At 41.8% G+C, this 26906-nt stretch carries 22 protein-coding genes and 1 tRNA gene; 17 read left to right on the top strand and 6 right to left on the bottom strand.

Annotated features, from left to right (window positions below; genetic code table 11):
* Positions 1–122 precede the first annotated feature (122 nt).
* Complete coding sequence (locus CDG77_RS36420) at positions 123–296, bottom strand: hypothetical protein (RefSeq protein WP_094329394.1); 174 nt, start codon at positions 294–296, stop codon at positions 123–125.
* Positions 297–789: 493 nt separating this feature from the next.
* On the opposite strand from CDG77_RS36420, the gene CDG77_RS10870 reads away from it, so the two are divergent.
* Positions 790–1359, top strand: a complete 570-nt coding sequence (locus CDG77_RS10870; protein WP_094329393.1) for a DUF2854 domain-containing protein — start codon at positions 790–792, stop codon at positions 1357–1359.
* Between the two features lie 104 nt (positions 1360–1463).
* On the opposite strand, the gene CDG77_RS10865 is transcribed toward CDG77_RS10870, so the two are convergent.
* Positions 1464–1536: transfer RNA gene (locus CDG77_RS10865), tRNA-Arg, on the bottom strand.
* Positions 1537–1682: 146 nt separating this feature from the next.
* On the opposite strand from CDG77_RS10865, the gene CDG77_RS38485 reads away from it, so the two are divergent.
* From CDG77_RS38485 to CDG77_RS10850, 4 genes are all read left to right on the top strand, one after another.
* Positions 1683–1808, top strand: a complete 126-nt coding sequence (locus tag CDG77_RS38485) for a hypothetical protein (RefSeq protein WP_262985148.1) — start codon at positions 1683–1685, stop codon at positions 1806–1808.
* Positions 1809–1893: 85 nt separating this feature from the next.
* Complete coding sequence (locus tag CDG77_RS10860; RefSeq protein ID WP_094329392.1) at positions 1894–2553, top strand: Npun_F0813 family protein; 660 nt, start codon at positions 1894–1896, stop codon at positions 2551–2553.
* Positions 2554–2694: 141 nt separating this feature from the next.
* A complete protein-coding gene (locus CDG77_RS10855; RefSeq protein ID WP_094329391.1) occupies positions 2695–3546 on the top strand; it encodes a hypothetical protein in 852 nt (283 codons plus the stop codon).
* Between the two features lie 21 nt (positions 3547–3567).
* A complete protein-coding gene (locus CDG77_RS10850; RefSeq protein WP_094329390.1) occupies positions 3568–4569 on the top strand; it encodes a transposase in 1002 nt (333 codons plus the stop codon).
* A gap of 74 nt (positions 4570–4643) precedes the next feature.
* Here CDG77_RS10850 and CDG77_RS10845 read toward each other — a convergent pair whose 3' ends face one another.
* Together CDG77_RS10845 and CDG77_RS10840 are read right to left on the bottom strand one after the other, a co-directional pair.
* Positions 4644–5585: an ADP-ribosylglycohydrolase family protein gene (locus tag CDG77_RS10845; protein WP_094329389.1), complete on the bottom strand. Its 942-nt coding sequence runs from the start codon at positions 5583–5585 to the stop codon at positions 4644–4646.
* An 87-nt stretch (positions 5586–5672) separates the two neighbouring features.
* Complete coding sequence (locus CDG77_RS10840) at positions 5673–6614, bottom strand: ADP-ribosylglycohydrolase family protein (RefSeq protein WP_094329388.1); 942 nt, start codon at positions 6612–6614, stop codon at positions 5673–5675.
* 393 nt (positions 6615–7007) lie between these two features.
* Between CDG77_RS10840 and CDG77_RS10835 the strand changes: the two genes are divergently transcribed.
* The 7 genes from CDG77_RS10835 (at position 7008) to CDG77_RS10805 (ending at position 15554) form a co-directional block, all read left to right on the top strand.
* Entirely contained in the window at positions 7008–7547 is a 540-nt protein-coding gene (locus tag CDG77_RS10835; RefSeq protein ID WP_094329387.1) for an outer membrane beta-barrel protein, read from the top strand.
* Between the two features lie 240 nt (positions 7548–7787).
* The gene (gene sir / locus CDG77_RS10830; RefSeq protein WP_094329386.1) at positions 7788–9704 is read left to right on the top strand and encodes a sulfite reductase, ferredoxin dependent; all 1917 of its coding nucleotides are present in this window, start codon (positions 7788–7790) and stop codon (positions 9702–9704) included.
* A 112-nt stretch (positions 9705–9816) separates the two neighbouring features.
* Positions 9817–10461, top strand: coding sequence for a Uma2 family endonuclease (locus CDG77_RS10825; RefSeq protein ID WP_094329385.1), 645 nt, complete (start codon positions 9817–9819; stop codon positions 10459–10461).
* 13 nt (positions 10462–10474) lie between these two features.
* Positions 10475–11203 carry a 16S rRNA (uracil(1498)-N(3))-methyltransferase gene (locus tag CDG77_RS10820; RefSeq protein ID WP_094329384.1) on the top strand — a complete coding sequence of 243 codons (729 nt, stop codon included), beginning with the start codon at positions 10475–10477 and terminating at the stop codon, positions 11201–11203.
* 68 nt (positions 11204–11271) lie between these two features.
* On the top strand, positions 11272–12336 hold the full coding sequence (locus CDG77_RS10815; RefSeq protein ID WP_094329383.1) for a tetratricopeptide repeat protein: 1065 nt from the start codon (positions 11272–11274) through the stop codon (positions 12334–12336).
* Between the two features lie 18 nt (positions 12337–12354).
* On the top strand, positions 12355–13233 hold the full coding sequence (locus CDG77_RS10810) for a DUF4351 domain-containing protein (protein WP_094329382.1): 879 nt from the start codon (positions 12355–12357) through the stop codon (positions 13231–13233).
* Between the two features lie 5 nt (positions 13234–13238).
* Entirely contained in the window at positions 13239–15554 is a 2316-nt protein-coding gene (locus tag CDG77_RS10805) for a VIT domain-containing protein (protein WP_094329381.1), read from the top strand.
* A gap of 34 nt (positions 15555–15588) precedes the next feature.
* Here CDG77_RS10805 and CDG77_RS10800 read toward each other — a convergent pair whose 3' ends face one another.
* On the bottom strand, positions 15589–16113 hold the full coding sequence (locus tag CDG77_RS10800) for a hypothetical protein (protein WP_094329380.1): 525 nt from the start codon (positions 16111–16113) through the stop codon (positions 15589–15591).
* A 400-nt stretch (positions 16114–16513) separates the two neighbouring features.
* On the opposite strand from CDG77_RS10800, the gene CDG77_RS10795 reads away from it, so the two are divergent.
* The gene (locus tag CDG77_RS10795; protein ID WP_223269778.1) at positions 16514–17194 is read left to right on the top strand and encodes an esterase/lipase family protein; all 681 of its coding nucleotides are present in this window, start codon (positions 16514–16516) and stop codon (positions 17192–17194) included.
* Here the strand turns inward: CDG77_RS10795 and CDG77_RS35360 are convergent.
* Positions 17093–17524 (bottom strand): VOC family protein, encoded by a 432-nt coding sequence (locus tag CDG77_RS35360; protein WP_143857004.1) that lies wholly within the window; start codon positions 17522–17524, stop codon positions 17093–17095. The genes CDG77_RS10795 and CDG77_RS35360 overlap by 102 nt on opposite strands.
* Positions 17525–18135: 611 nt before the next feature.
* Here CDG77_RS35360 and CDG77_RS10790 point away from each other — a divergent pair.
* From CDG77_RS10790 to CDG77_RS10775, 4 genes are all read left to right on the top strand, one after another.
* Positions 18136–18933: a TIGR00297 family protein gene (locus CDG77_RS10790; protein ID WP_094329379.1), complete on the top strand. Its 798-nt coding sequence runs from the start codon at positions 18136–18138 to the stop codon at positions 18931–18933.
* 309 nt (positions 18934–19242) lie between these two features.
* Positions 19243–20025, top strand: coding sequence for a peptidylprolyl isomerase (locus CDG77_RS10785; RefSeq protein ID WP_094329378.1), 783 nt, complete (start codon positions 19243–19245; stop codon positions 20023–20025).
* Positions 19974–22676: a type I secretion system permease/ATPase gene (locus CDG77_RS10780; RefSeq protein ID WP_094329377.1), complete on the top strand. Its 2703-nt coding sequence runs from the start codon at positions 19974–19976 to the stop codon at positions 22674–22676. The genes CDG77_RS10785 and CDG77_RS10780 overlap by 52 nt, the downstream gene beginning before the upstream one ends.
* Before the next feature lie 383 nt (positions 22677–23059).
* Entirely contained in the window at positions 23060–26830 is a 3771-nt protein-coding gene (locus CDG77_RS10775) for a CARDB domain-containing protein (protein WP_223269777.1), read from the top strand.
* Positions 26831–26906: the final 76 nt, after the last annotated feature.

The raw sequence follows: 26906 nt of genomic DNA, 5'->3' as shown, positions 1-26906 counted from the left end.
AGCTATGTTGCTTCGCCAACTCAGGCTTAGTTCAATTCTGGGGATTTAAGGACACAATAGTACTGAAGAGCGTCGGTATAACCTGAAGTTTAGGGTTAAATCGACGCTCTTTTTGATAATTTCTACTCTACCGAAATGGTGCGTCTAAATTCATCAATTAATTCATCCAGTTCTTCTAAAGCCTGATTTACGTCAACCCTCAAAGTTCCCAGATTTGGTTGCTCCAGTAGGCTTAACAGGTAATCGCGTTTACTTTGAACTGCAACAATCCGTTCTTTTATAGTCTGTAAATCCATTATTTTTTGCCGATCTTTAAACTACCTTTAAGTTTTAAGTTAACTTAAAACCAAGCATTCTGGGGTGTTTAATTAGGTTGACCTAATTAAACATTAAACGCTCAAGAGATAGATCCGAGGATATGGCTTTTTATTTATACCACCCACTTGGTGGCTTAAGCTAATACTCTTTCCTAATTTGTTACTCATAGCCGATGATAATAAAACTGATACCTTTTCACAAAATTACTGCTACAAGTACGTTGGTAGGATCGTACTGCTGTCCATTTGTCAACTTAAACTAGAACTCCTCTAAAACCTTGTTTCAGGTAGAGGCTAGGCATTCTCTAGTCAGAGACTCTTGGGGAGACAATCTCTAAAAGCTTCTTAGAGACTGGCTTTTACCTTAAGTTGACAATAATGACAGATATACGCCCCTACAGCCGATTAATTTGTTACCAAGATTTTTGGAAATTGTATTGAGGGTATTCAGAATTTATATTAATTTAAGCTCATGCTACGCAAAATCTCTTTGGGAACACTCGGTTTAACTATCGGCGGTATATTAACCATCATTGGCTTTGTCGCCTATGCCGGTAATAATGCCACACTCAATCTTGTCGGATTTTTTTACGGGATTCCTCTATTGTTGGGAGGGCTGGCACTAAAAGCTAATGAACTCAAGCCAGTTCCTTTTACCCAAACTACATCACCGTCAGCATTGATATTGCGCCAACAGCAAGCAACTGATACTCAAAATAAAATTCGCAAAGATATCACCCGATATTGTTACGGTCAAGATGCTCATTTAGATACAACACTTTCTTTTCTAGGTTTGAGTCCCACAGACCAGGAACGACCAACTGTCACAGGGTTACAAGAAAAAGAAATCAATGGTAACTATGCCCTAATTTTAGAATTTGATTCACCGCTAATATCAATTGATGAGTGGCAAAAAAAGCAGGAAAAAATGACCAAATATTTTGGCCCTGGATTGGAAATTCAAATAACGCAGCCATCAGAAAATACTATTGAGCTAGCGCTGATCAATACTCCAAAAGAGTCGCTAGTAAGTAGTCAATAGTCAAAGACAAACCGCGATCGCTTTGGTAGCAGCAATAACAAACCCTCAAACGTGGAAATTATCATATCACTTCACGGTGCTTGAGGGTTCATGTTGAGTTAAAACGAGCGCGGCAGGGTTCGAACCTGCGACCAACGGATTAGAAATCCGTGGCTCTATCCACTGAGCTACGCGCCCAACATAAATTAATGGCTCCCAAAAGAGTCATCCAAACTATTATATCCTCTTCACCTACCAAGAAGCAATCGAAAATTGCAGATTTCCTGCTAGCAAGGCTAAGATGCTAGTCGCTAGCTAGTTAATTTACACTAAAAACGAAACAGATGGAGTATTGGTTTAGATATATTGAGTTGTCAAGGGGTTCTTTGCCTGTTAACGCCAACCTCCTCTGGGCGACTACCTTCGGGAAGGATCTGGCGATCGCTAGGCCGATTCCCACAGTATGCTAGGTAATTTCAGCCTTGGCGATACTGCCAAATCCCATTATATATTCCATATTAAGAGTGCCCCTGTGAGGAGTTATTTGCTAGTGCCATGTTTATTCTCAAACGGCAGGATGTTGAAATATCAAGCATTCAGCACCCAAAAAAGGATCAGCAGGTGCCGATCCTTAATTATCAAGGGCAAACTTTTCGCTTGATTAGTGTTTTTAAAGCTAGTCAAGAAGAAGAAGCTAGAGCCTTATGGAGAGAATTAACGGATAACCGGGGTAAAGCCTGTGTTTTGCTGGAGGAACCGGAACGTTTTAGCGTCTGGGGTAAAATCCGTTTAGAGCAGCTGGATGGTGACACAGGTGGTCATGGCAAAACGGCGATTTTAATCCAAGCCAGTATTTTGCTGTTGCAGGGTGTTTCTATCGACATTGAAGAGTTTTTAGGTGCTAGGCAAGCTTCATTATTTGAAAAAGATATTGCGGAGGTCTTAAAGCAGAAGCAATTTCCTCAAGTATCTTCTCTAGAAGCAGTTAAATATTTGGTATCGACTAATCCTTTGCCGACAGCCAAAATACCTGATTGGCAAGAAAATCATGTAGTTATCTTGTTACAAGAACTGCATCGATTAGGAAAGGCGTATTTTGGCAATGCTAATTTTACCAAACAAGTGATTTATAAGCTAGAAGATATGCCAGAAGCCGAGCGATCGCTGTTTATCACTTGGCTAAATCAATCGCCACTGGGTAAACTGTGGCAGTAGTATGGAAATTTCTTAACAAAATTTCGGCTACTAGCACTTGCTTTTGGTGTCCGATTGTGTTTTACCTGGCAGATCCACTGCTAGATATACAGTCCTTTAAATCAAAATACTGCCAGAGTGCATCTACATAAGTCTTGTCCTATGAATAACTCTTACGAGAATTCTTCCATTTCTAAATCCATTTTCAATACTCAGAACATTGTTTTAGCTAATATTGGCTGGGCCGTACTGGCACTGCTATACTTTTTGTTGTTTAGTGCCAAAGTTCCCGGAGCTGATGGCATAGAAACCCGGGCCGAATGGTATGTGATTGGCACAAATATTTTTGAAGCTTTAGCTTATTTGGGTGCCAGTATCTTATGCTTGAGGAACTGGCTGAGTCCACAAATCGTCAGTGGGCGAAATGTTTGGCTCTTGATTGGCTTAGGTATGCTTTCCTATTTCGTTGGGGGGATAATTTTCGGATATACCGAAATAATTTTAAAAGATGAACCAGACGTGTCTGTAGGCGATATATTTTTTGTACTGAATTATCTATTCCTTGGCGCAGGCATGATTTTAGCTGTGGCTTCCAGGCGAATCAATCTGGAAAAATGGCAGTGGCTAATTGTGTTAGCAATTGCAGTATTCGGTAGTTTGTTGGCATGGTGGATTTCTATGCAGCAAGAAAGACCCTCAGAACTGCTAGTCGCTATTTTGAATTGGTTTTACATAGTTAGCGATGTCTTTCTGTTAATTATTGCTACCACTCTGCTGTTAGCCTTTTGGGGGGGAAGAGTTTCCCAGTCTTGGCGAATGATTGCAGCTGCGGCCTTTTCGCTTTACATTGCAGATATGTGGTTTAAATACGCCCAAGGCCCCAACTATCAAAGTGGGGAGATATTAGAAGTGTTTTGGGTATTTAGTGGAGTGTTATTTGGTATGGGCGCTGTCTTAGAATATGACGCATCACTAAGACGAACGCGCCGTACCAGCGGACGTAAACGAGCTTAGTAAAGATTTTTGGTATCTACCGTGAGAAAACTAACAGACTCTGACAAGCAAGAAATTCTTAAGTTATATCGAGAGACTGCCGAAACAACCTCAACTTTGGCAGAACGCTATGGTGTGAGTAACTCGACAATTAGTCGCCTGCTCAAAAGCACTTTGCCAGAGGATGAGTATGAATACTTAGTCTCCTTAAAGCGGGCTGCGAGAACTCCTGAAGGGAGGGCGCAGGTAAGCTACGAGCAGTTACCTCTACTGACTCAACCGGAGCCGGAGCCGGAGATAGAAGTTCCACCCATCGAAAGCCCACCCTTAGAAATACCAAAGGTTGAGCCATTACCACGTCGCATAATTCATGTAGAGCAGGAACTTTTCTCAGAGGAAACGGCAGAGTCTCTCGCTGCTAGACGGGTGCGCCGTCGCCCCTCGGCGGCGGAAAAACCGAAGCTCAGAGTCACAGAGAAATTAGAAACTCCAGAGCAAAAGCCGCCGGAAATAGTCAGCATCTCTATCCCACCGCTAAAGAATGAACATCCAGCAGCGGCTATCATCGCGCACATGCTGGGCGATGATTTGCTAGACGAATCAGAAGATTTGGACGATTTAGAAGATGATGATTTAGAAGATGACGACTTTGAGGAAGAAGACTTTGATGATGATGACCTGGATGATGAAAGGCCGTTAGTTACAAAAAGAAGACCAGGTGAAGCATCGGTTCAAGTTTTACCTCTGTCGATAGCCAATTTGCCGAAAACTTGCTATTTGGTAATTGACCGTTCCTCGGAATTAATTACCCGACCCCTCAAGGACTTTGGTGATTTAGGGCAAATTCCCAGTCTGGAAACCCAGCAGAGAACTCTGCCGGTGTTTGATAATCATCGCGTCGCCAAGCGTTTTTCTACCAAGCGCGATCGCGTGATTAAAGTTCCTGATAGTAAAATGCTTCATAAGGCTCGGACTCATCTCCAAGCTAAGGGCATTACACGACTGTTGATTGATGGTCAGGTCTATTCCTTGTCTACGGTTTAAGATTGGGCATGGGGCATTAGGCATTGGTTATTCCCCTTGTGTTCCCAGTCCCCAGTCCCCAGTCTCTAGTCCCTTCAACTATAGACAGCCCTTGTAAAACGCTCTGCCAAGTAGATAATGTCTTGTCTACGGGCAATTTGGTTCATCCATTTTTGGGGAATATTTTCCACCCCGTAATAAATTCCCGCTAACCCACCAGTGACAGCAGCAGTAGTATCGGTATCTCCGCCTAAGTTGACAGCTTTCAGCACTGCTTCCGAATAAGACGAGCTATTTAATAAACACCATAGGGACGATTCCAAGGTATCAATCACATAGCCACCAGAATTAATCTCTTCAACTGGTAACTTGGCAATCTCACCACTGAAAATTCTACCAAAATGCGGCTTTTCTAACAAAAATTCTCGAACAGAATATATTGTTTGGATATCTTGTAATGCTTGTAGATAAGCTGTTTGGGGGTTAGCACCTTCTAAGAGCGCCACTGCAATACTAATATAAATGCCACAGGCCATTTGCGATCGCGGATGAGCATGAGTAATGCAAGAAACTTGATGCACCCGCGCAATCAATTCATCCAGAGTTAAACTTTTGTGACAATAAGCCATCGGCAAGATTCTCATTAAAGAACCATTGCCATTGCTATTTTCACTACTACCACCGGCTTCCAAGGGTGGAGTCCCTTGTTTCCAGTTGACAATTGCTAAAAATGTGGTGTTACCGATATCAAATACTTCGCCTTGAGCAGTCCAGTAACTTTCGTGATACCAGCGCCAGAAGGAATCAGCAATCGCATCTAGTGAAAATCCGTCACAAAGACATTCTGCCAAACAAAAGGTCAACGAACTGTCATCTGACCACGTACCAGTAGGAACATCCCAAGTTCCATAACCCAGCATCGATATGACTGGAGATTTTACTCGTTCGGCGCGGCTGGTGAATTCTACTGGCACACCCAACGCATCACCAACACATAAACCCATCAAACCAGACAACGTTTTTGCATCGGTTAGCATTGTTCAACCAGCATAAAACTTTTCTACAACTGATTTTACTTGCGAAAAGCCGTTAATAAAACGCTTGGTATAATTTCTAATTCCAAACTAGCTGTAGACGGCCCTTGTAAAACGCTCTGCCAAGTAGATAATGTCTTGTCTACGGGCAATTTGGTTCATCCATTTTTGGGGAATAGTTTCCACTCCATAATAAATTCCCGCTAACCCACCAGTGACGGCGGCGGTTGTATCGGCATCTCCGCCTAAGTTGACAGCTTTCAGTACCGTTTCCGAATAAGACGAGCTATTTAATAAACACCACAGCGATGATTCTAAAGTATCAATCACATAGCCACCAGAATTAATCTCTTCCACTGGTATCTTGGCAATCTCACCACTGAAAATTCTGCGAAAATGCGGCTTCTCTAACAAAAATTCTCGGACAGAATATATTGTTTGGATATCTTGCAATGCTTGTAAATAAGCTGTTTGCGGGTCAGCCCCTTCTAGGAGCGCCACTGCAATACTAATATAAATGCCACAGGCCATTTGCGATCGCGGATGAGCATGGGTAATCGCAGAAACATCATGCACCCGCGCCAGTAATTCGCCTAAAGTTAAGTTTCGGTGACAATAAGCCATTGGCAAGATTCTCATCAACGAACCATTGCCATTAGTATTTTCAACCTTCCCGCCCGCCTGATGGGGAACAACTCCCTGTTTCAGGCGCATAATTGCTGTGTGGGTAGTTTGACCAATATCAAAGACATCGCCCCGAGGAGTCCAGTAAGCCTCCTTGTACCAACGCCAGAAGGAACTAGCTATGGCATCCAACGAATACCCCCGACAAAGGCATTCAGCCAAGCAAAAGCTTAACGAACTATCATCTGACCAAGTTCCTGGTGGTTGATTCCATGTGCCATAACCCTGCATCGTTGTCACTGGAGATTTTACTCGTTCAGCACGGCTAGTAAACTCCACCGGTACACCCAACGCATCACCGACACATAAACCCATCAAACCAGACAACGTTTTTGTACCGGTTAGCATTATTCAATCTCCACGATAACTGCTCAAAATTAACTTTATAGATTCCCTCTATAGCTTGTTGCAACAGATGCTACAGCCGAGTTTTTCATCCTCTGTGAAAAGCTTGGCAAAAAATGTTAATCGAGTATTTTATTTCCACTATTCCGATATAGTTTAAGTTCCAAATATTGTGCCAGTTTTAAAAGCGTCTATCTTTGGAACAAAGAACCCATATTAAAAGACATTGAATGTAATTATAACAGCTTGGTTATTATTCTCAAGGATAGTTAACCTCTCAATCTTATGCATTAATAGCAACATGGATGTAATAAAATTAGGGAAACATTTGGAACATTAGCAAACGATTTTCGACAAAGAATATACAAGTAAAAAATACAAATTTTGGTAAAAACTATGAAACGCTTACTCAAGTCTTTCATCACAATTTCTGCATTGTCTTCCTTAATAGTTGCTCCTTTTGTTCTATCAGCTGGTCAAGCGTCTGCTGAAACCAAAAAGGGTACTGACGCTAGTTATATTGGTGCTGGTGTTGCAGCTGGCGTTACGAGTGGCGGACAAGGTATCAACGATGCTGCTACATTTGGTGGTAATGTCACAGGCCGCGCAAAATTAGGAAATACGCCATTTTCTGCACGCGGTAATGTTCTCTGGAGTGATAAGACAAGTGCTATCATCCCAGAACTTTCTGTGGATGTGCCTATCGCTAATAGAACTAACGCCTATTTAACTGGTGGTTATTCTTTTGTAGAAAAAGATGGCTCACCAACCCCTATAGGTAACAGAGATTCAGTAGTAGTAGGTGCTGGTGTTGAATCGGAAGTTGCTAACAATTTTCTCGTCTACACTAACGCTAAAGTAGGACTTGGTGCTTACCAAAATAGCGATGCTTCTGCTGTCACCATCAATGGTGGTCTTGGCTATCGCTTCAAATAAAAAATTATTGAGTCCTCAGTCACTCTATACTTTATTTAAGTACTCAGGACTTAGCACTAAAAACTCACTACTCCCAAAGGCTGGTTTTGTTAAGTGTTACATCACTGACAAAGCCGGCTTTTGCCGTGGTAAAATTAAATCATTCCTCATTATTCCGGCCGGATTACCGGGGATAAAGTAGCCGAAGGGTGCTGATTCGGTGTCTACCTAATGCTTTATTGAGAATCCTATACAAGTCTAATGGTTAAATCTGCTCCTTCCCCAATCGCTAGCCGTAAGCCTTCCAAAGTAGAAGGAATCAAGGAAAATAGTAATTTTTTGCGTGAACCTGTAGCAACTGAGATTCTTGAAGATACTACCCATTTTACCGAAAATGCGGTGCAGCTTTTGAAGTTTCACGGTTCTTATCAGCAAGATAACCGCGACAACCGCACCAAGGGACAGGAAAAAGATTACCAGTTTATGCTGCGGACAAAAAATCCTGGTGGTTTAGTACCGCCGCAGCTGTATCTGGCTTTAGATAAAATCGCTGATGAGTATGGCAACCACACGTTACGAGCAACTACCCGTCAAGGTTTCCAACTGCATGGTATTTTAAAGAAGAATCTAAAATCATCAATCGCCACAATTGTCAAGAATCTGGGTTCGACTTTGGGAGCTTGCGGTGACATCAACCGCAACGTCATGGCTCCACCAGCCCCCTTTAAGAATCGCCCAGAGTATCAGTATGCTTGGGAGTATGCTCAGAATATTGCTGATTTGTTGTCAGCACAAACAGGCGCTTATTATGAAATTTGGCTAGATGGGGAAAAGGCAATTAGTGCTGAGGAAAACCCAGAGGTGAAGGCAGCGCGACAACGCAATGGGAATGGCACAATTATTCATGACAACGAAGAACCGATTTATGGCACTCACTATATGCCTCGCAAGTTCAAAATTTGCGTGACTGTACCAGGGGATAATTCGGTAGATTTGTATTCCCAAGACTTGACGTTGGTAGTAATTACCAATAAGAAGAAACAATTAGAAGGATTTAATATTTTTGCTGGTGGCGGCTTAGGGCGGACACACGGTAAAGAAGAAACTTTCGCTAGGTTAGCAGACCCCATCGGTTATGTTACGAAAGATGACGTTTATAACGTAGTGAAAGCGATTGTTGCTACTCAGAGAGATTATGGCGATCGCACCGATCGTCGTCATGCCAGATTAAAATATCTAATCAACGATTGGGGTGTAGATAAATTCCGCACCCAAGTTGAAGAATATTTTGGCAAACCAATCGAAGCCTCCAAACCACTGCCAGAGTTTAAATTTCACGACTTCCTCGGCTGGAATGAACAAGGTGATGGCAAGCTATTTTTAGGAATTTCCATTGACAATGGTCGAATTAAGGATGAAGGTTCGTTTCAACTGAAAACTGCTTTGCGGGAAATTGTCGAGCAGTTTAACTTACCCATCCGCCTCACATCCAACCACAATGTGATTTTTTACGATATCGAACCAGATAGCAAGGAAGCCATTCAAGATATTCTCAGCCGTCACGGTGTTGGAGATGACCCCAGTAAAATCGAACCTTTAGTACGGTATGCAATGGCTTGTCCGGCTTTGCCCACGTGCGGTTTGGCAATCACAGAATCAGAACGGGCAATACCAGGTATTTTGGAGCAAATTCGCGCTCTATTAGATAAATTAGGTTTACAAAAAGAGCATTTTGTGGTAAGGATGACAGGATGCCCTAACGGTTGCGCTCGTCCTTACTTGGCAGAATTGGCTTTTGTCGGTAGCGCTCCAGAATCTTACCAATTATGGTTAGGGGGTTCGCCAAATCAGACTCGATTGGCGCAACCTTACACAGAAAAGCTGCACCATAATGATTTAGAAAGCTTCCTAGAACCGATTTTTGTTTACTTTAAGAAATCTCGGAAATCAAAGGAAAGCTTTGGTGATTTTTGCGATCGCGTTGGTTTTGATGCCATCCGCGAATTTAGTGCCACCTACGAACCCCAAGCAGCCAATGGTGCAAACAAATCGCGCCATCGGGTGAACTTGAAAGAAGAGGTTTATAGCAAGTTGAAGGACGTAGCAGAAAGTCAAGGTAAGCCGATGACTCAGTTAGTGACTGAAGCGCTAGAAGTTTACTTCCAGAATCTTTCCTAAGCCGAAAAATTGAAGATAATTAAACTACAGATAGACACAGATGAATTTATCTGTGTCTATCTTGTGTAAATCCTAATGTAGTTAGGTAAGACATCCACAGGAAAACGGAACTATGGTAACGACAGCAAAATTTGCAGAAACTAGGGATGTGCTGCAAAACATTAGCTGGCAGACATTCAAAGCTATCCTGGCAGATATGGGATCTGAACGAAATAAAAGGCTAGCTTATGACAACGGAATTGTAGAAATTATCACCCCGTTAATGGCACACGAAAATTCAAACCGTCTAATTGAAAGTTTTGTTCTTGTGCTGTGTGAAGAGTTTGGTTTAGAAGTTAAAAGCGCTGGCTCGTTGACTATGACGCGAGACGATTTAGAACGAGGAGCCGAGCCTGATAGTAGCTACTATATTCAAAATGAATTGTTAGTCCGTAACAAAGAAAATATTGACCTGAGTACATATCCACCACCAGATTTGGTACTAGAAGTAGAATATTCCAGATCCAAAATAGATAAGTTGGCTCTTTATGCTTCAATGGGAGTCCCAGAATTTTGGCGGTATAACGGAAATGTGTTGAGAATCTACACCCTTAACAGTGGACAATATTCGCAAAGCGATCGCAGTCCAACTTTTGCGCCTGTGTTGGTGACAGAGATTCCGCGATTTATCCAAGAAAGCAAGAAAATTGGACAAATAGCAGCAACTCGCGCTTTCCGTACTTGGGTTAGACAACAGATGTCTACAGCAGAGCAATAGTTTATTAAGAAAAATGTCTCAACTGCAAAGAATTGCGATCGCACCCTCCCAATTTCAACAAGGGCAAATTTTACTTACAAAAGAACAGCAACACTATTTAGGGCGGGTGTTGCGTTTGCGTGAAGGCGATCGCTTTATTGCAATGGATGGTGAGGGAAAATGGTGGTTGTCGCAGCTAGCAGGGGAGCAAGCTGAGGTTTTAGAGCCGCTTTTGGTGGAAACAGAATTACCTATATCAATTACGTTAATGGTGGCGTTACCTAAAGGTAATGGATTTGATGAAGTGGTGCGATGTTGTACAGAGTTGGGAGTAACTTGTATTGCACCAGTATTGAGCGATCGCACCTTACTTCATCCTAGTCCTCAAAAGCTCGAACGTTGGCGGCGCATCGCAACAGAAGCCGCCGAACAATCAGAGCGCTCTTTTGTACCAACAATTTTAGAACCTGTTGCTTTTAATACGGGTTTGTCATTAGTCATTGGTCATCTGTCATTCGCAAATAGCCAGCAGTATATCTGTGAAGCGCGTGGTGAGTTTCCCCATTTAAAAGATTGCTTACAGCACAAAGGACAAGAAACGATTGTTATTGCTACTGGGCCAGAGGGAGGATGGACAACACAAGAAATTGAGAATGCGAAGTCAGTTGGATTTCAACCTGTTTCCCTTGGTCGCCGCATCCTGAGAGCAGTGACAGCCCCAGTAGTAGCATTATCCTTGATTACCGCAAGTTGTGAAGTATAAATGATTTATAGCTCACGCAAAATTACTTTTGCGCGAGACATCACTCCAACGTGTATTTAAAGTAAGTGATGATTGAGCAAGTTGCGATCGCTTTTGACCATAAAGACTATCAAACAGCTGCCAAATTACTCAAACAGCTGCTATTAGAATCGCCAGACAATCCTTGGGTGCAGTTTTATCATGGTCGGTTGCATGAAGTATCTAGAAAATATCAGGATGCAGAAAAAGTTTATCGCCAACTGCTGCGAAATACAACAAATACCAAAATAGTGAGCCTAGCACGTCAAGGTTTGCAACGATTACAAGAAATTGAGCTTGAAGAAAGACAAAGAGCCATTTCCCAAGCAAAATCTGAACCGAATAATACCGAAATCGGCGTACTAGTTTTAGAGCCACTCAGTAACGAACTAAAAACAGAAGCATCTCGAAAATTCGCCCAGATTATGCAGTTAGATCCCTACACTGCAAGGCTATTACTGCCAAGTCGTGGCTGGAGGTTGTATCGGACTGGACAAGTAGGAGAACTACAATTTTATGGCAAACAATTACAGCAGGCTGGCATTCCTTGCTTTTGGGCAACAATAGCTCAAATTCAGCAAATTCAAGTTTATCAAGTCAAACATTTTCAAGAATCTACTCCACAAGCTACTGTTGTTTGCCTTAATGACACAAATCAACTCGGTTCTCTCACCTTTGACTGGTCAGAAGTTACAGCAAAAGTAGTGGGACTATTGCCAATTTTTGAACAAGTTATAGATGTTGATGCTCACCGTAAACTGGAATGGAAAACTCAAACACAAGACTATGCCCAGTTTTGTGATTTACACCTACCTGGTAGGCGTTGCATTCTCCGTTTTGATGATAACGGCTATGAATTCCAGCAAGGTTTAGAAATCATTCCTCAAACTAGCCAAAATACAATCAGAATTAATTGGAATAGTTTATCGAGTTGGATCGATCGGCAATTACCTCAAGTAAAAATTTGGTCAGATTTTACACCTTTTGCAGATACAACATTAGATCAAACAGAAATGCTGGGTAATATCAAGTCTCATGTTCATTTGTTTCGCAGGGAACAGAGCAATTGGGACTCAGCTTTTCATTTATATAGTGGACTGGTGTTTGTTAAATAATTAGTAGATAACTATAAGATGACCCGCTTTATCCATGACAAATTCGCCAAAGACTATCTAGAAGAATTACTAAAAAATTACGGAGAGGTCAAATCATCAGAGAAAGTCTCAGGAGAGATTAAAGAAATAGATGTTTTATTCACTCCTTCTAAAGAGCAAAACTCTAATTTGCAAATACTGGGTTTACTAGGAAGATTTGCTGAACATCCGGCAATATTGGAACCCTTCCGCAATCCTGCTTCTACTGATGAAATATGCGACTGTATTCTCAAATTATTAGAAATAAAGGCTCTCGTGCGACGAGAAGCTAAAGCAAATAAAACCAAAGTTCAAGACTCAGAAATTCCTAAGTTGTGGGTTCTTACACCTACCGTATCTGAAACTAGATTGTCTAGCTTTGGAACTATTGAAAAAGCAGGTTGGTTATCAGGAGTACATTTTCTGCCAGATGCCTTGCGGACAGCAATTGTGGCGATACATCAACTACCGCAAACACCGGAGACTTTGTGGTTGAGGCTTTTGGGAAGGGGAAGTGTGCAGTCACAAGCGATTGTCGAGTTGCAAGCGTTACCATTAAATCATCCTTACCAGAAAGCAACACTCGAATTAGTTTACAACTTACGCGAAAACTTGAAAGTAAATCAACAATTAGAAGAAGATGATCGGGAGTTAATTATGCGACTAGAACCACTTTATCAAAGAGATAGAGAACAAGCTATACAGTCAGGAGAACAACGTTTAGTTCTCCGCTTACTCAATCGCCAGATTGGGGAAATTAATTCATCATTAATCGAGAGAATTAAAGGATTATCTATTGAACAATTAGAGAATCTAGGAGAAGCATTACTAGACTTTTCTAGTGTCGCTGATTTAGAAACTTGGTTAAATCAACAATAAAACCTATGAATATAGTAAGTTCTAAAAACCAACAGTTAGGGGGTTTGTATGTTGAATCTTCTGAAGGAGAACAGCTAGTTTTTCCGCTCAAACATACGGAAGTTTTAGCAAAAATTGCAGGTAACTTGTCAAGAGTTGAGGTGATTCAAAGCTTTGAGAATCCCTTTACGGAGCCTTTAGAAGCAGTATATGTCTTTCCGTTACCCGATGAGGCGGCGGTGGATGACATGGAAATTAAAATAGGCGATCGCACCATCAAAGGTAATATAAAAAAACGTGAAGAAGCTGTAGCCATCTACGAAAAAGCAAAACAAGAAGGGCGCACTGCTGGACTTCTTGAACAAGAACGAGATAACATCTTTACCCAATCTCTCGCTAACATCAAACCTGGCGAACAAATTGATGTCACAATTCGTTACACCGAAAGTTTAAAATTTGAGGCGGGAAACTACGAATTTGTTTTTCCGATGGTGGTGGGGCCAAGATATATTCCTGGAACGCCGATAGATGGTAGCGGTGACACAGATAAAGTTCCTGATGCTTCCCGCATTACACCGCCTGTAGTTCCAGACGGAATGCGATCGCGTCACAATATTAATGTCACGGTAGAAATTAGCGCGGGTTTACCAATTTCTGAAGTACGTTCTCCTTCACATCAATTAAAAATTGAACACTCAGGTGAAATTGTGCGAGTTCAATTAGCCGGAGAAGATAGAATTCCCAACAAAGATTTAATTCTCCGCTATCAAGTTTCTGGACAAGAAACTCAATCCACAGTATTAACTCAAACCGACGATCGCGGCGGACACTTTGCAATTTATCTAATTCCAGCTTTGGAATATTCCCCTGATGAGATTGTCGCCAAAGATGTCGTATTTTTGGTGGATACTTCCGGTTCGCAATCTGGCGATCCGTTATGGAAGTGTCAGGAATTGATGCGGCGATTTATCAATGGGTTGAATCCCAACGATACTTTTACAATTATCGATTTTTCCGATACAGTCAGGCAGTTATCGCCAAAACCTCTGCCGAATACAGCAGAAAATCGTGCTAAAGCGATCGCTTACATTAACAATTTACAAGCTGATAGCAGCACAGAAATGCTCAGTGGCATTCGTACAGCCATAAATTTTCCCACACCAATCGGAAGATTACGTAGTGTTGTCCTCTTAACCGATGGCTACATCGGCAACGAAAATGAAATTTTGGCAGAGGTGCAACAGCATCTACAACCAGGAAATCGCCTTTACAGTTTTGGTGTTGGTAGTTCAGTTAACCGTTTTTTACTGAATCGTATCGCCGAAATTGGCCGGGGAATATCTCAAATTATTCGTCATGATGAACCCACAGAAGAAGTTGCCGAAAAGTTTTACAGGCAAATTAACAACCCGGTACTCACAAATATTCAAATCTCTTGGCACGGTGACACAGAATCGCCTGTGATTTACCCAGCCATAGCGCCTGATTTATTTTGCGAACAACCATTAGTTTTATTTGGTCGCAAACAGGATAGAGTCGGAGGTAATCTGCAAATCTCCGGCATCGCTGCGGGCGGTAAGCAGTACGAAAAAACGTTTAAACTCAAATTTGAAGAAATAGGAAATATTGCTGTAGCGCAGTTATGGGGACGCGCTTGCATCAAGGATTTGATGAATCAAATGGTAAGTTTTGAAACTAAAGCTGGTGTAGAAGCGGTTACAGAAACAGCCTTAACTTATCAACTGCTTTCTCAATACACTGCTTTCGTTGCTGTCAGCGATGACGTGCGGGTTGAACCAGGAAGCGAATATATATCTATGCAAGTACCGGTGGAAATGCCGGAAGCCGTTAGTTATCAAGGAGTATTTGGCAGTCCTCCGCCTGGTGGTTTTGCGCCTAAGATATCACTCTCAATGCCATCACCATCAGCAGAAGCTCCAGATTTTCTCCGCAAAAGGCGATCGCCACCATCTCCAGTAGCCAAAGAAGTCGGTATCTCTTTGAGCTTTGATTCCGAGGAAATGGAACAAGATGAAATATCAGACGCAGCCATCAACCATCATCAGTTAGAGGTTATCAGCGTCACAGGCTTGGATGATATAGAGATTGCTGACCTAACCCAACATCTGCAACAACTAAATTTGCCTTCTGGCTTCAGTGGTGAAATTGTCTTTGAGTTCAGCGTTAATAAAGGTCGAGTCGGAGGGGTACTTTTGGATGAAAAAGCCTCAACCGTAAAAGATGCAGTTGTAGTGGAGAAAATTAAGCGATCGCTCCTACTTTGGAGAGTTCCTTCATCTACAACTGGCAAAGTTATCTTAACCTTGCACGTTCAAGTTTAATCTATAGAGACCGTAAATTTACGGCCTCTATAAATTATTTAGACGTTTTGATCTGACGTGCCATATCTAGGTAAGCACTCATATTAGCTCCTGGACGGCGACGGCCATTTGAGCTAGTAACCGAAGGAGAGAGATATTTAGGTGCAAAGGTTGTTTCTTTTGGCTCCTCTTTGAGGACTTTGGCTGCTGCGGCTTTTGCATTTTTGCCGGGTTCAACTTTAAGACCCTCAGCAGTCTGGACTAGCGTAACATCAGCTGGTTTGGGATTTTTAGCTGATTTTGCTTTACCCTTCTGTGCGGCGGTTTTTGTTCCGTTCAATGAATCTGGCTTGGATTGGGTTGGTGCTTCTGATGTAATTGCTGTCGTTACTTTCTTAGCACTTGATGTAACTGTCTCCGCTACTTTCTTCGCGTTCGATGCTACTTCTTTAGCAACATCTTTGGCAGCATCTTTGGCTTCGTCCAATTCTAAGAAGTAGCCGTTGCTTTTCTTCTTCCCTGGTAACAACCCAGTTATGAAACCGAGAATACCTGAAAATAACTTTTTGATAAAATCCATTACAATTACTCCTGCCTGTTATATTTTGGAACTCGACCGTAATTGTTAAAAATTACGAAAAAATGTAACATTTTCTGCCTTGCGTCACCTCATTTTGGTGACAACCCTTATAGGTTTATGCTTAATCAACATTGTAGTAAAACTATAGGGCAAATGTTCTTTATGCAAGCACTTGCGACCTGTATACACCGAGAACTAATTATTAAATTTTACTGTAACTAAGAGCAAGATTCTGAAAGCAAGCTTTATAAAAATTAACACTCCTTCCTTTGAAAATTATTGATTGGAGAAAAGTAAGCGGTTTACTTTTAACCAGTGGGAGGAGTGTCATAGACTGTTGGCAGATAGCAACAGTACTCAGTTACATTTTTTACAGACTTAATTCAGCCAGATTTTAGAGATGAATACTGAAAATCAGCAGCGCAATCCCGTGTTATTAGTACACGGCATTGATGATACGGGGGCAGTTTTCCATAAAATGGCGGGTTACTTAGGATTACAGGGTTGGTCTGTATATTCTCTGGATCTGGTTCCTAATAATGGTGATGTGGGTCTAGATAAATTGGCAAAGCAGGTAGCCGATTATGTTGCAGCCACCTTTGCGCCAGAACAGCGCCTAGATTTAGTAGGCTTCAGCATGGGAGGAATTGTCAGCCGTTATTATATCCAGCGACTGGAAGGAATTAACCGCGTGCAGAGGTTTATCACAATCTCATCACCCCATCATGGAACTGTGGTAGCTTATGCTTCCCAGCGTCCTGGTTGCGTACAAATGCGCCCTAACAGCATTTTTCTCAAGGATTTAAATTCTGATGCTGTAATCTTGGGGCAGCTAGATTTTACATCTATCTGGACACCTTATGATTTGATGATTGTCCCAGCCAATAGTTCACAAATGCCCGTAATTACGAATTACGAATTACGAATTACGAATTACGAATTACGAATTACGAATTACGAATTACGAATTACGAATTACTTAAATCCTATCCCCAATTTGCGTATGTTCGTAACTCCCAAAAATAGCCTCTGGGTGACGATAATACTTGAACTCCATAAGGTTATAAAAGGGATCTTCTAAAAAGAAAGTGCGATGCTCAAGAGGAGAACCGACAAAGCGATTTTTGGTTTCTTCATGAAAAAGTAGCTGTTGTTGTTGTGCCCTTTCTAGTAAGTCTTGCCAGTCACGTTCTTGAGTAAAAATTAGCCCAAAGTGTCTGGGATAGATACTCTTTTGCGGTATCAAGGGTTCTTTTGTGACGTGAGCCACTAGCTGATGACCATAGAGATTGAGAATTAGGGCATGATGGTTTTCACGACCAGGAATGCAGCCCAAGCCATCCACGTAATATGCTTTTGTTTGGGAAATGTCAGTCACAGGGAAAGCAAGATGGAATAAAGTTTGGCTCATAGATTGTGGGAAAAATATTCAGTAGTTGATACTATCTACAATTGATTCTGTTAAGTTTTGATTGTGGTCAAGTTGAACACAGTTTTAATTGACAATAACTTATATTCTTTATCTTTATAACTAAACAAGGAACTGAGTACAACTTCAGTCACTGCACCTTGTGGCTAAGGACTTCGCCTTACATTTACATAATTTATACCTAATTATTTTGGGGTGACTCCTTTCTCTTGTGCAGGCAGGTATACTAATTTATGTTTGCATAGGCACACACTCAGGAACGTAGATTTAATTGCTTACAACTTTATTATGGATGGTGTGTTGGGAACTTAACGCACAATCCATAATAAAGTGCTTTGGATCTTTTACTAGAAGAGTCCACCCAAGTAAACAAAAGTTTTGCATTTTGTTTAATCCTCGTTCTTTAGTCAATATTGCAGTGTATATGTAAAACGTTGTTTGTAATTTTACACTCAGCTTTCAGATGATGCTTATGCAATTTAGTTAGTAATACAAATATATTACTTTAGCTGAAGAGGTTTCAGAAATTAAGCAATAAGTAGACAAATTCGCTATTCTGTTGATGTTCAGACAAAATTACTCATGATTTGCTGATGTCATCCTTAATTGATTCTGTTAATCCCTGGTTAGTGGCAGTAGTATTAAACACAATTTTATTGGGTTTAGCTTGGATTGCTCCGAAAAAGCTGCTTACCCCTGCTGGTTCATTTCATGCGTGGTTTCTAGCCATCCTAATTTGGGTAACTCTAGGCTGGCAAGGATATGTAGTAGTAATGTTCTATTTTCTGGTTGGTTCTGGCGTTACCCGCATCGGGATGGCAGAGAAAGAGGCTGAAGGAATTGCCGAAAAGCGTTCTGGGGCAAGGGGGCCAGAGAATGTCTGGGGTTCGGCTTTGACTGGGGCGCTGTGTGCCTTGGGAGTAGGGATAATAAATTCGGGATTTCTTGTACCTAGTCCCCAATCCCTAGTCCCTAATCCCCAGTCCCTATTATTACTAGGCTATGTAGCGAGTTTCAGTACCAAACTGGCTGATACTACTGCCAGTGAAGTTGGTAAAGCTTATGGTAAAAGCACCTTTTTGATTACCACACTCAAACCAGTGCCTCGCGGTACAGAAGGAGCGGTAAGCTTAGAGGGAACTTTAGCTGGGATTGTGGCTTCTGTTGCGATCGCATTTGTTGGTTGGGGAGTTGGTTTAATCGATCTATTAGGAGTCGCTTGGTGTATACTGGCATCATTTATTGCCACTAACTTAGAAAGTGTGATTGGGGCAACACTGCAATCTAAGTATAATTGGCTGACCAATGAAGTAGTAAATATTTTTAATACATTAATCGGTGCGATCGCGGCTGTGCTACTTGCCTGGACATGGGTAAATATCATTAACTAGATCGGTGATGTTGAAGAAAAACTCAGAAGTCGGAATGCTACGCCGCAGGCTTTACACTACGCTATCCTGACTCCTGAATTTTTCTCTACTGCACTACCTCTGATATTTTCAATCCTGTTTTGTCCCCGCTAGACTGTAAACATAATCATGGGAAATTATTGTATTTTCTAGCTATATAATTTTTTGACCATTTTCATACAATTAGTTTATGGAATCTTTATCATATTTATTCATCAACAACCAGATGATTTTTATATGATTTAATTTAAAAGTCCTATAAGTGTTTAACCATTTTCACATAATTAATTCATGGAATCTTTATCGTTTTTGACAATTAATGACAAAATAATTTCTATTGAGTCAGCAGTAAAATACCTACAAGCCTCTGGAAAATTGGGGCAGTTCATTGGGGATATTCTCCGTCAGTACGTAATTGAGGAAGAAATCCGAACGCGAAACGATATTGAGATTGGCACCGCAATAACTGAACAGGCAATTATTGATTTTAGACTGAAAAATCAACTCACCGATCCCCAAAGTTTTCAAGAATGGTTAAAGACTAATAACACAGATTACGCTACCTTTCACACATCGGTTACTTTTGGTTACAAGTTAGAGAAGCTGAAAGCTGTAGTGACGGAGACAAAACTCCAAGAATATTTTATTGAACGCAAAATTTTTTTGGATCGGGTGGTACTTTCCCGGATTGTTGTTAATAATCGAGAATTGGCAGACGAACTCCACACCCAAATTGAAGAAGGAGGTAGTTTTGAGCAACTAGCTAAAGAGTATTCACTTTCAGATGACCGAATAGTGAACGGCATGATGGGAATCGTCAGCCGGGGAAGTATGCCGGATATATTACGGTCAGCTATTGACGTAGCCAGTCCTGGACAATTGGTAGGACCAATAGAAATCGTTGGCAAAGACTCTCCTCAAGGAGAAGGCCCTTATGGTTTGTTTCGAGTAGAACAATTTCTGCCAGCATCTTTAGAAGATACTCAACTAAATCTTGCATTACAAAATGAGTTATTTGAAAAATGGCTAGCAGAGAAAATTCAAAAACTGACAGTCAAGTTACAAGTGAGTTAAATATTCTGGATAATGAATCTTTACGATTAAAAGTGCTAGCTTCTTTGCCTTGGAGTCAGCCACCACTATGCTGGCTAACTCCCGAACAAAAATCTCAATTAGAAAATGAGTGCCAAACTCGTCAATATCGTTTGGGAGAAAAAATTTGGTCAAACGATGTTGGGCGTTACCAATTCTTAATTGTGGCTGGAAAAGTTCGCTTACGGGAAGAGGGCATTGGCAAACCAATAGCCGCCCTAGATGTGGGGGATTGGTTTGGTGATTTACAAAAGCTGTCTGCGGATTTTAAAGCTGTAGCTGCTAGCAAAGAAGTAATAGTAGTATCTTGGGATTCAGCCCTGTGGACAGAATTTTCTAACCCACAAATTAAAGAATTTTGGCAAGTGTTACCGGTGAATATGGAGGGAGAAAGAGAGACATTTTCCTTCTCTTCCACTCCTTCACTCGCGCCAGCTTCAGAGGGGACTTCCAGCCCTCACAGCCTCCAACCCCAAAGAGGACTCCCAGCCGCCAATTTAATCGTCTCAAATTATCCGTTTGTTGCCAGTTGGAATACAGCTGCTGCCTGTTTAACAATGGTGGCGCAACAGTTAGAAAATTCTGTGCAACTGGAATGGGTGCAGCGTCAACTCAGAGGACAACGCCCAAAACAGGTTGTAGAAGCAGGAGAAAAGCTAGGGTTATCGTTGCGGCGGTTACAAGTGAGTTGGGGAGAGTTGCGACAGCTATCATTTCCAGCTTTACTGTTGTGGAATTCTGACTCTCCGCAGAGTCCATCTTGGGTGGTAGCTTATGGAGTTAAAGGCGATCGCTTAATTATCGCTAACCCTCTAAATCCCGATCGCATTTGTGAAAGCTTACCGCAGTCGATAGTTGAGGCATCGTGGGATGGGCGATTGTGGCAAGTAGAACTCATATCCCAGCAAGAAAAGTTTAACCTCAGTTGGTTCACTCCAGCAGTTTGGAAATATAAGGGATTGCTAACAGAAGTGTTGTTAGCATCTTTTACCTTGCAGCTTTTGGGGTTAACAACACCGCTAATTACCCAAGTCGTCATTGATAAAGTGATGGTGCAGGGGAGTTTGCCGACTCTTGATGTCATGGCGATCGCACTTTTATGCGTAGCCATCTTTGAGTCTGTACTTGGCATCCTGCGCCTATTCATCTTTACCCATACAGCCCGTCGTCTAGATTTAAGTTTATCAGCACAGCTATTTCGCCATCTGATGCGGCTGCCTTTGGCTTATTTTGAGTCGCGGCGCGTCGGAGACACAGTAGCACGAGTCCAGGAACTCGAACAAATTCGTCAGTTTCTCACAGGTACAGCATTAACTGTGATTCTAGATAGCATCTTTGCTGTGGTCTATCTAGCATTGATGTTTTACTATAATATCCCGCTTACCTTTGTGGCTTTAGCAGTATTGCCACTGTTTGCGACTTTGACGATAGTTGCAACACCAATTCTGCGTAACTGGCTGAACGAAACCTTTAACCGGAGTGCTGATAGTCAATCCTTTCTAGTAGAGACAATCACCGGGATTCATTCAGTTAAAGCCCATGCAGCAGAACCAGTCGCCCGCGATCGCTGGGAAGGCTTATTTGCTCGCTTCATTCGCACAGGTTTTAAAGCTTCTACTACCTCCAATATCAGCAGCAATATCGGTGACTTTCTCACCAATTTTTCTACCATGCTGATTCTCTGGTTTGGAGCCAAATTAGTCATCGAACAAAAGCTGACAATTGGACAGCTAGTTGCTTTTCAAATGCTATCTGGCAGAGTAACAGGCCCGCTTTTGCGCTTAGTACAGTTATGGCAAACCCTCCAACAAGTGCTACTTTCTGTAGATCGCATTGGTGATATTCTCAACGTTGCTCCAGAAGCTGAACTGGGAACCGGTCTAGTTTTACCACCCCTGAAAGGACAAGTCACCTTCGAGCAAGTATTTTTCCGCTACCGGCCTAACTTTGAAGCAATTCTGCGGGGAATCTCTTTTAATGCCGAACCAGGCCAATTTGTTGGCATTGTCGGACGTAGCGGTTCTGGGAAAAGTACCCTGTCTAAACTATTGCAACGCCTCTATCAAATTGAATCAGGACGCATCCTTATTGATGGTTTTGATATAAAAAGTGCCGATTTAGCCTCACTGCGGCAACAAGTTAGTGTAGTTCTCCAAGAAGACTTTTTATTCAACGGTTCCATTTTGGAAAATATCACTCTCGGCACTCCCGATATTACCGCAGAGCAAGTAGTAGAGGCGGCAAGACTAGCAGTAGCACACGACTTTATCAGTCAATTACCTTATGGTTACGAAACAAATGTGGGTGAACGCGGTACAGCTTTATCTGGGGGACAAAGACAACGTATTGCCCTCGCAAGGTTATTTCTTTCCCAAGCGCCGATTTTAGTTTTGGATGAAGCTACCAGCGCTTTGGATAGTGAAACTGAACAACAAGTACTACAAAACCTGCAAAAAGTTTCCGCTAACCGTACCGTGTTCTTGATTGCTCACCGCTTTGCCCCCCTCAAACGCGCCGATTTGATTTTGGTATTAGAGCAAGGCGTAATTGCTGAACGTGGTACTCACTCAGAGTTATTGCAGCAAAAGGGTTTGTATTGGTCACTATATCAACGGCAGCAAGCAAATATCTAGTACAACACGGCGGAAATAAACCAACCATTGGAAATGTCTAGAACCCTTACGCAATCTGAATTACGAATTACGAATTACGAATTACGAATTCCGCCTTGCGGTACTAGTAGCTGTAACAAGCTTTTAACTTGTGCTTACTTGATACCCTGAAAATCGGCTTAAAGATAGCCTTTGGCGAATGGAGTTCTGCTCTATTCGCCTTTTGAATTTCTTAAGTATGCAGAAAACTGTAATTTTACTTGCTAATTACGCAATCTTATAGTTAAGTGTATTTGTAGCACTTGTCTTACAAAGAAATATTTTCCGGCTCAATCCCTTATATATCTGGATTTGAGTACTTTTTTTCGTGCAAATTTACTTGAATATACGAGGTGAAATTACTAATGTTTTTTACCAAAGACCGTAACTCTATTAATGAAAGTTCTGGTATAAAAATTAGCTTTAGATCGTCAGAAATATCTAATAATTCCTCTAGCTCCAGTCTGAGTGATGTAAATAGTTTTAGATCGAGCGATCGCAGTAGTTACACTTCTACAGAAATTGACACTTTTCGATCTAAAAATTATACGGATAATTATGCTTTAAAGAGCAGCAAAAGCAACAAAAATGATACTCAAGCGATCGCAGCTATTCAACCAGACCTGATAGCACGTACTGTTTCGCCTCCCAGTTCTGCCGCAGCTGGCAGTACAATTCAACTAAGCTATGAAATTGAAAACCAAGGCAATGCCAGTGCTGGTTATAGTTATACCAAGTTTTATCTGTCTCAGGATCTCTCTTTAGGAAGTGAAGATATATTCTTAGGTGATGACTACGTTGATAACATTTTATCTGGTTACTATCGGTCAGAGTCAACCACACTCACCATCAGTAATAGCGTTGCCGCAGGTAGCTATTATCTGGTGTATCAAGCCGATGGCTATAACTATGTTGCCGAAAGCAACGAAAACAACAACGCTGTTGCTGACGTAATTAATATTACTAAACCAGACCTGATAGTACAAAATACCTCAAATCCCAGTTCTGCGGCGGCTGGAAGTAGCATTCAACTGAACTATCAAATCAAAAACCAAGGCAATGCTAGTGCTGTTGCTAGCAACACCAAGTTTTATCTCTCCCAAGATTTAAATATCGGCAATGAAGATGTGTACTTGGGCTATGACTACGTTAGCGGCATTGCTGCGGGTAATTATAGTTCTGAGTCAACCACGCTGACCCTTGGCAGTAACATCACTGCTGGGAATTATTACCTAGCTTATGTAGCCGATGGTGATGGGAATGTTGCCGAAAGCAATGAAACTAACAACGGTATTGCCGGCGCAATCACCATTACTCCAGCGCCAAAATCAGACCTGATAGTTCAAAATACCTCAGCCCCTAGTACAGCATCCGTTGGTGGCACCATTCAACTGAGCTATCAAGTTAAAAACCAAGGTGTTGGTGGTGCTGTTGCAACTACTACCAAGTTTTATCTATCCAAAGATACCGCTTTTAGTAATGATGATGTGTTGTTAGGCTCCGATGGAGTTAACGCTATTGCCGCAGGTGCTACTAGCTCAGAGACAGCATCAGTCATCATTAACAATGCGATCGCCACAGGTAACTATTACTTACTCTATCAAGCTGATGGTGCAGGGAATGCGGTTGAGAGCAATGAAACTAACAACTTTGCTAGTAAAGCGATCGCAATTACCCAAGCAGACTTAATAATCCAAAACGCTGTAGCTCCCAGTACAACCGCCGTTGGTGGCACCATTCAACTCAGCTATCAGGTGAAAAACCAAGGTATTGGTGGTGCTGTTGCAACTACCACCAAGTTTTATCTATCCAGGGATAACGCTTTTAGTAATGATGATACGTTGCTCGGCTCTGATACCGTTAACGCCATAGCCGCAGGTGCTACTAGCTCAGAGACAGCATCGCTGATTATCAACAATGCGATCGCCGCAGGTAACTATTATCTGTTGTATCAAGCCGATGCTAATGGCAATATTGGCGAAAGTAACGAAACTAATAATATTGTCAGCCGAGCGATCGCTATTAATGGCCCCAAACCAGACTTAATCATCCAAAATGTTTCGGCTCCTAGTCTTGTTGACCCCGGTAGCTTAATCGCAGTCAATTATCAACTGGCAAATCAAGGTACTGCAACTGCTGGTACAAGTACAACAAAGTTTTATTTGTCTAAAGATGCCGCTTTGAGCAACGATGACACACTCTTAGCCTCTAACCAGAACTACTTCTATTCTGGATTGGGTGGTGGTTACTATAGCTCAGAATCTGACTTTTTCGTACTCAGCAGTAGTACCACTTTTGGAAACTACTATCTGCTATTACAAGCCGATGGCAATGACGAGATTTTTGAAAGTAATGAAAGCAACAACGTCACTGCCAAAGCAATTACGATCGCTGCACCAGACTTATTAATACAAAATCCTTCTGCTCCTGCTAGCGCTAACATCGGCACTTCAATCACACTCAGCTATCAGGTGAAAAACCAAGGTAATGGCAAAGCTAGTATTAACTCTACATACTTTTATCTTTCCAAAGATGGAAGCCTCAGTAATGATGATGTCTATTTAGGTTCTGACTTCGTTAATAACTTGAACGACCTTGCACCCTCTACCATAAGTTCAGAATCTACATCTTTGTCCATTTCTAGCACCATTACCACTGGTAATTACTATCTGCTATTACAAGCCGATGGCTCTGGGTCTTTGAGAGAAAGTAATGAAAACAACAACGTTGTTACCAAAGCAATTACAATTACTGCACCAGATTTGGTCATCCAAAATACTACATCTGCTAGTAGTGCTGCTATTGGTACTACACTCCTAGTTAATTATCAACTGAAAAACCAAGGTAATGGCAGTGCTGGGGCGAGTAAGACAAGTTTTTATCTTTCACGAGATACAACATTTGGTGATGATGATATCAGCTTAGGGACTGAAATTGAGGGGAGTGCAAGTCTGACACCTTCTGCTGTTATTTCTCGCTCCACTTCTATTACGCTTGCTCCTACAATTAGTGCTGGCAAATACTACCTGATATTGAAAGCCGATGGGCCGGGAAATGTTGCTGAAAGCAATGAAAGTAACAACGGTGTTTACATCACCACACAAATTACTTTGAATCCTGTCAATGGTGGCGGATTTAACTCAACTACAGGTTATGGCTTAATTAATGCCGCAGCAGCAGTAGCAAAAGCTTTAGGTCAGAGTACCTTTGCTGATGTGCCTGACTTGGGTGGTGATAATTGGGGAGCCGACGCAATTAAAGCACCGGAAGTCTGGGCAAAGGGATACACAGGTCAGGGCGTTATTGTAGCTGTCATAGATACTGGGGTAGATTACAATCACCCTGACTTGAACAGTAATATTTGGAAAAATACCAAGGAAATTGCTGGCAACGGCAAAGATGATGATGGCAATGGTTACATCGATGATGTCAACGGTTGGAATTTCTTAGACAACAACAACAACCCCTTAGATAAAAATGGTCATGGCACTCATGTAGCTGGTACTATTGCTGCTGTAAAAAATAACTTTGGTGTTACTGGGATTGCCTATAATGCCAAAATTATGGCACTGAAAACTGGGGGTAGCAGTCCCTCTGATGAATCTATTAATAGTCAAGCAGTTGTCAAGGCTATTCGTTACGCAGTGGATAATGGAGCTAATGTCATTAACCTCAGCTTAGGTAGCTCTTCTCCTAACAGCGATGAACAGTCAGCTATTCAATATGCTGCCAGCAAAGGGGTATTTGTCGTCTCAGCAGCAGGTAATGACGGCGGGACAGCACCAATCTATCCAGCTCGCTATGCTGACCAATGGGGGCTTGCTGTTGGAGCAGCCTACTATAATAAGACATTGGCCGACTTCTCCAACAGGGCAGGAACAACCCCACTTACATACGTTACAGCTCCAGGAGCATACTTTGAAGGCGACCTGGATCTAGTTGGAGAAGATGGGCATCAATTAATCGGTATCTATTCGACACTTCCGGGTAATAAGTATGGTTTTGAAGACGGAACATCTATGGCGGCTCCTCACGTTGCTGGGGTAATAGCTTTGATGCTCAGTGCTAAAAAAGGTCTAAGTAATGCCCAAGTGCGTCAGATTGTCACAACGACAGCAGCAAATAGCTTGGCATAGAACAATCCCTTAAGTGTGGTTGAGCAAAAGTAAAATAGAATTACTATAGGACTAGTATTTGATTTCTGAAAAAATC

It is taken from the genome of Nostoc sp. 'Peltigera membranacea cyanobiont' 213 (assembly GCF_002245975.1).
GTDB lineage: Bacteria > Cyanobacteriota > Cyanobacteriia > Cyanobacteriales > Nostocaceae > Nostoc.
This window is presented reverse-complemented; position numbering and strand designations above follow the sequence as displayed.

Bases quoted from the DNA above. Each gene is read 5' to 3' on its own strand.
- CDG77_RS36420 (WP_094329394.1), bottom strand. From the start codon at position 296: ATGGATTTACAGACTATAAAAGAACGGATTGTTGCAGTTCAAAGTAAA.
- CDG77_RS10870 (WP_094329393.1), top strand. From the start codon at position 790: ATGCTACGCAAAATCTCTTTGGGAACACTCGGTTTAACTATCGGCGGT.
- CDG77_RS38485 (WP_262985148.1), top strand. From the start codon at position 1,683: ATGGAGTATTGGTTTAGATATATTGAGTTGTCAAGGGGTTCTTTGCCT.
- CDG77_RS10860 (WP_094329392.1), top strand. From the start codon at position 1,894: ATGTTTATTCTCAAACGGCAGGATGTTGAAATATCAAGCATTCAGCAC.
- CDG77_RS10855 (WP_094329391.1), top strand. From the start codon at position 2,695: ATGAATAACTCTTACGAGAATTCTTCCATTTCTAAATCCATTTTCAAT.
- CDG77_RS10845 (WP_094329389.1), bottom strand. From the start codon at position 5,585: ATGCTAACCGATGCAAAAACGTTGTCTGGTTTGATGGGTTTATGTGTT.
- CDG77_RS10840 (WP_094329388.1), bottom strand. From the start codon at position 6,614: ATGCTAACCGGTACAAAAACGTTGTCTGGTTTGATGGGTTTATGTGTC.
- CDG77_RS10835 (WP_094329387.1), top strand. From the start codon at position 7,008: ATGAAACGCTTACTCAAGTCTTTCATCACAATTTCTGCATTGTCTTCC.
- sir (WP_094329386.1), top strand. From the start codon at position 7,788: ATGGTTAAATCTGCTCCTTCCCCAATCGCTAGCCGTAAGCCTTCCAAA.
- CDG77_RS10825 (WP_094329385.1), top strand. From the start codon at position 9,817: ATGGTAACGACAGCAAAATTTGCAGAAACTAGGGATGTGCTGCAAAAC.
- CDG77_RS10820 (WP_094329384.1), top strand. From the start codon at position 10,475: ATGTCTCAACTGCAAAGAATTGCGATCGCACCCTCCCAATTTCAACAA.
- CDG77_RS10815 (WP_094329383.1), top strand. From the start codon at position 11,272: ATGATTGAGCAAGTTGCGATCGCTTTTGACCATAAAGACTATCAAACA.
- CDG77_RS10810 (WP_094329382.1), top strand. From the start codon at position 12,355: ATGACCCGCTTTATCCATGACAAATTCGCCAAAGACTATCTAGAAGAA.
- CDG77_RS10805 (WP_094329381.1), top strand. From the start codon at position 13,239: ATGAATATAGTAAGTTCTAAAAACCAACAGTTAGGGGGTTTGTATGTT.
- CDG77_RS10800 (WP_094329380.1), bottom strand. From the start codon at position 16,113: ATGGATTTTATCAAAAAGTTATTTTCAGGTATTCTCGGTTTCATAACT.
- CDG77_RS10795 (WP_223269778.1), top strand. From the start codon at position 16,514: ATGAATACTGAAAATCAGCAGCGCAATCCCGTGTTATTAGTACACGGC.
- CDG77_RS35360 (WP_143857004.1), bottom strand. From the start codon at position 17,524: ATGAGCCAAACTTTATTCCATCTTGCTTTCCCTGTGACTGACATTTCC.
- CDG77_RS10790 (WP_094329379.1), top strand. From the start codon at position 18,136: ATGTCATCCTTAATTGATTCTGTTAATCCCTGGTTAGTGGCAGTAGTA.
- CDG77_RS10785 (WP_094329378.1), top strand. From the start codon at position 19,243: ATGGAATCTTTATCGTTTTTGACAATTAATGACAAAATAATTTCTATT.
- CDG77_RS10780 (WP_094329377.1), top strand. From the start codon at position 19,974: ATGGCTAGCAGAGAAAATTCAAAAACTGACAGTCAAGTTACAAGTGAG.
- CDG77_RS10775 (WP_223269777.1), top strand. From the start codon at position 23,060: ATGTTTTTTACCAAAGACCGTAACTCTATTAATGAAAGTTCTGGTATA.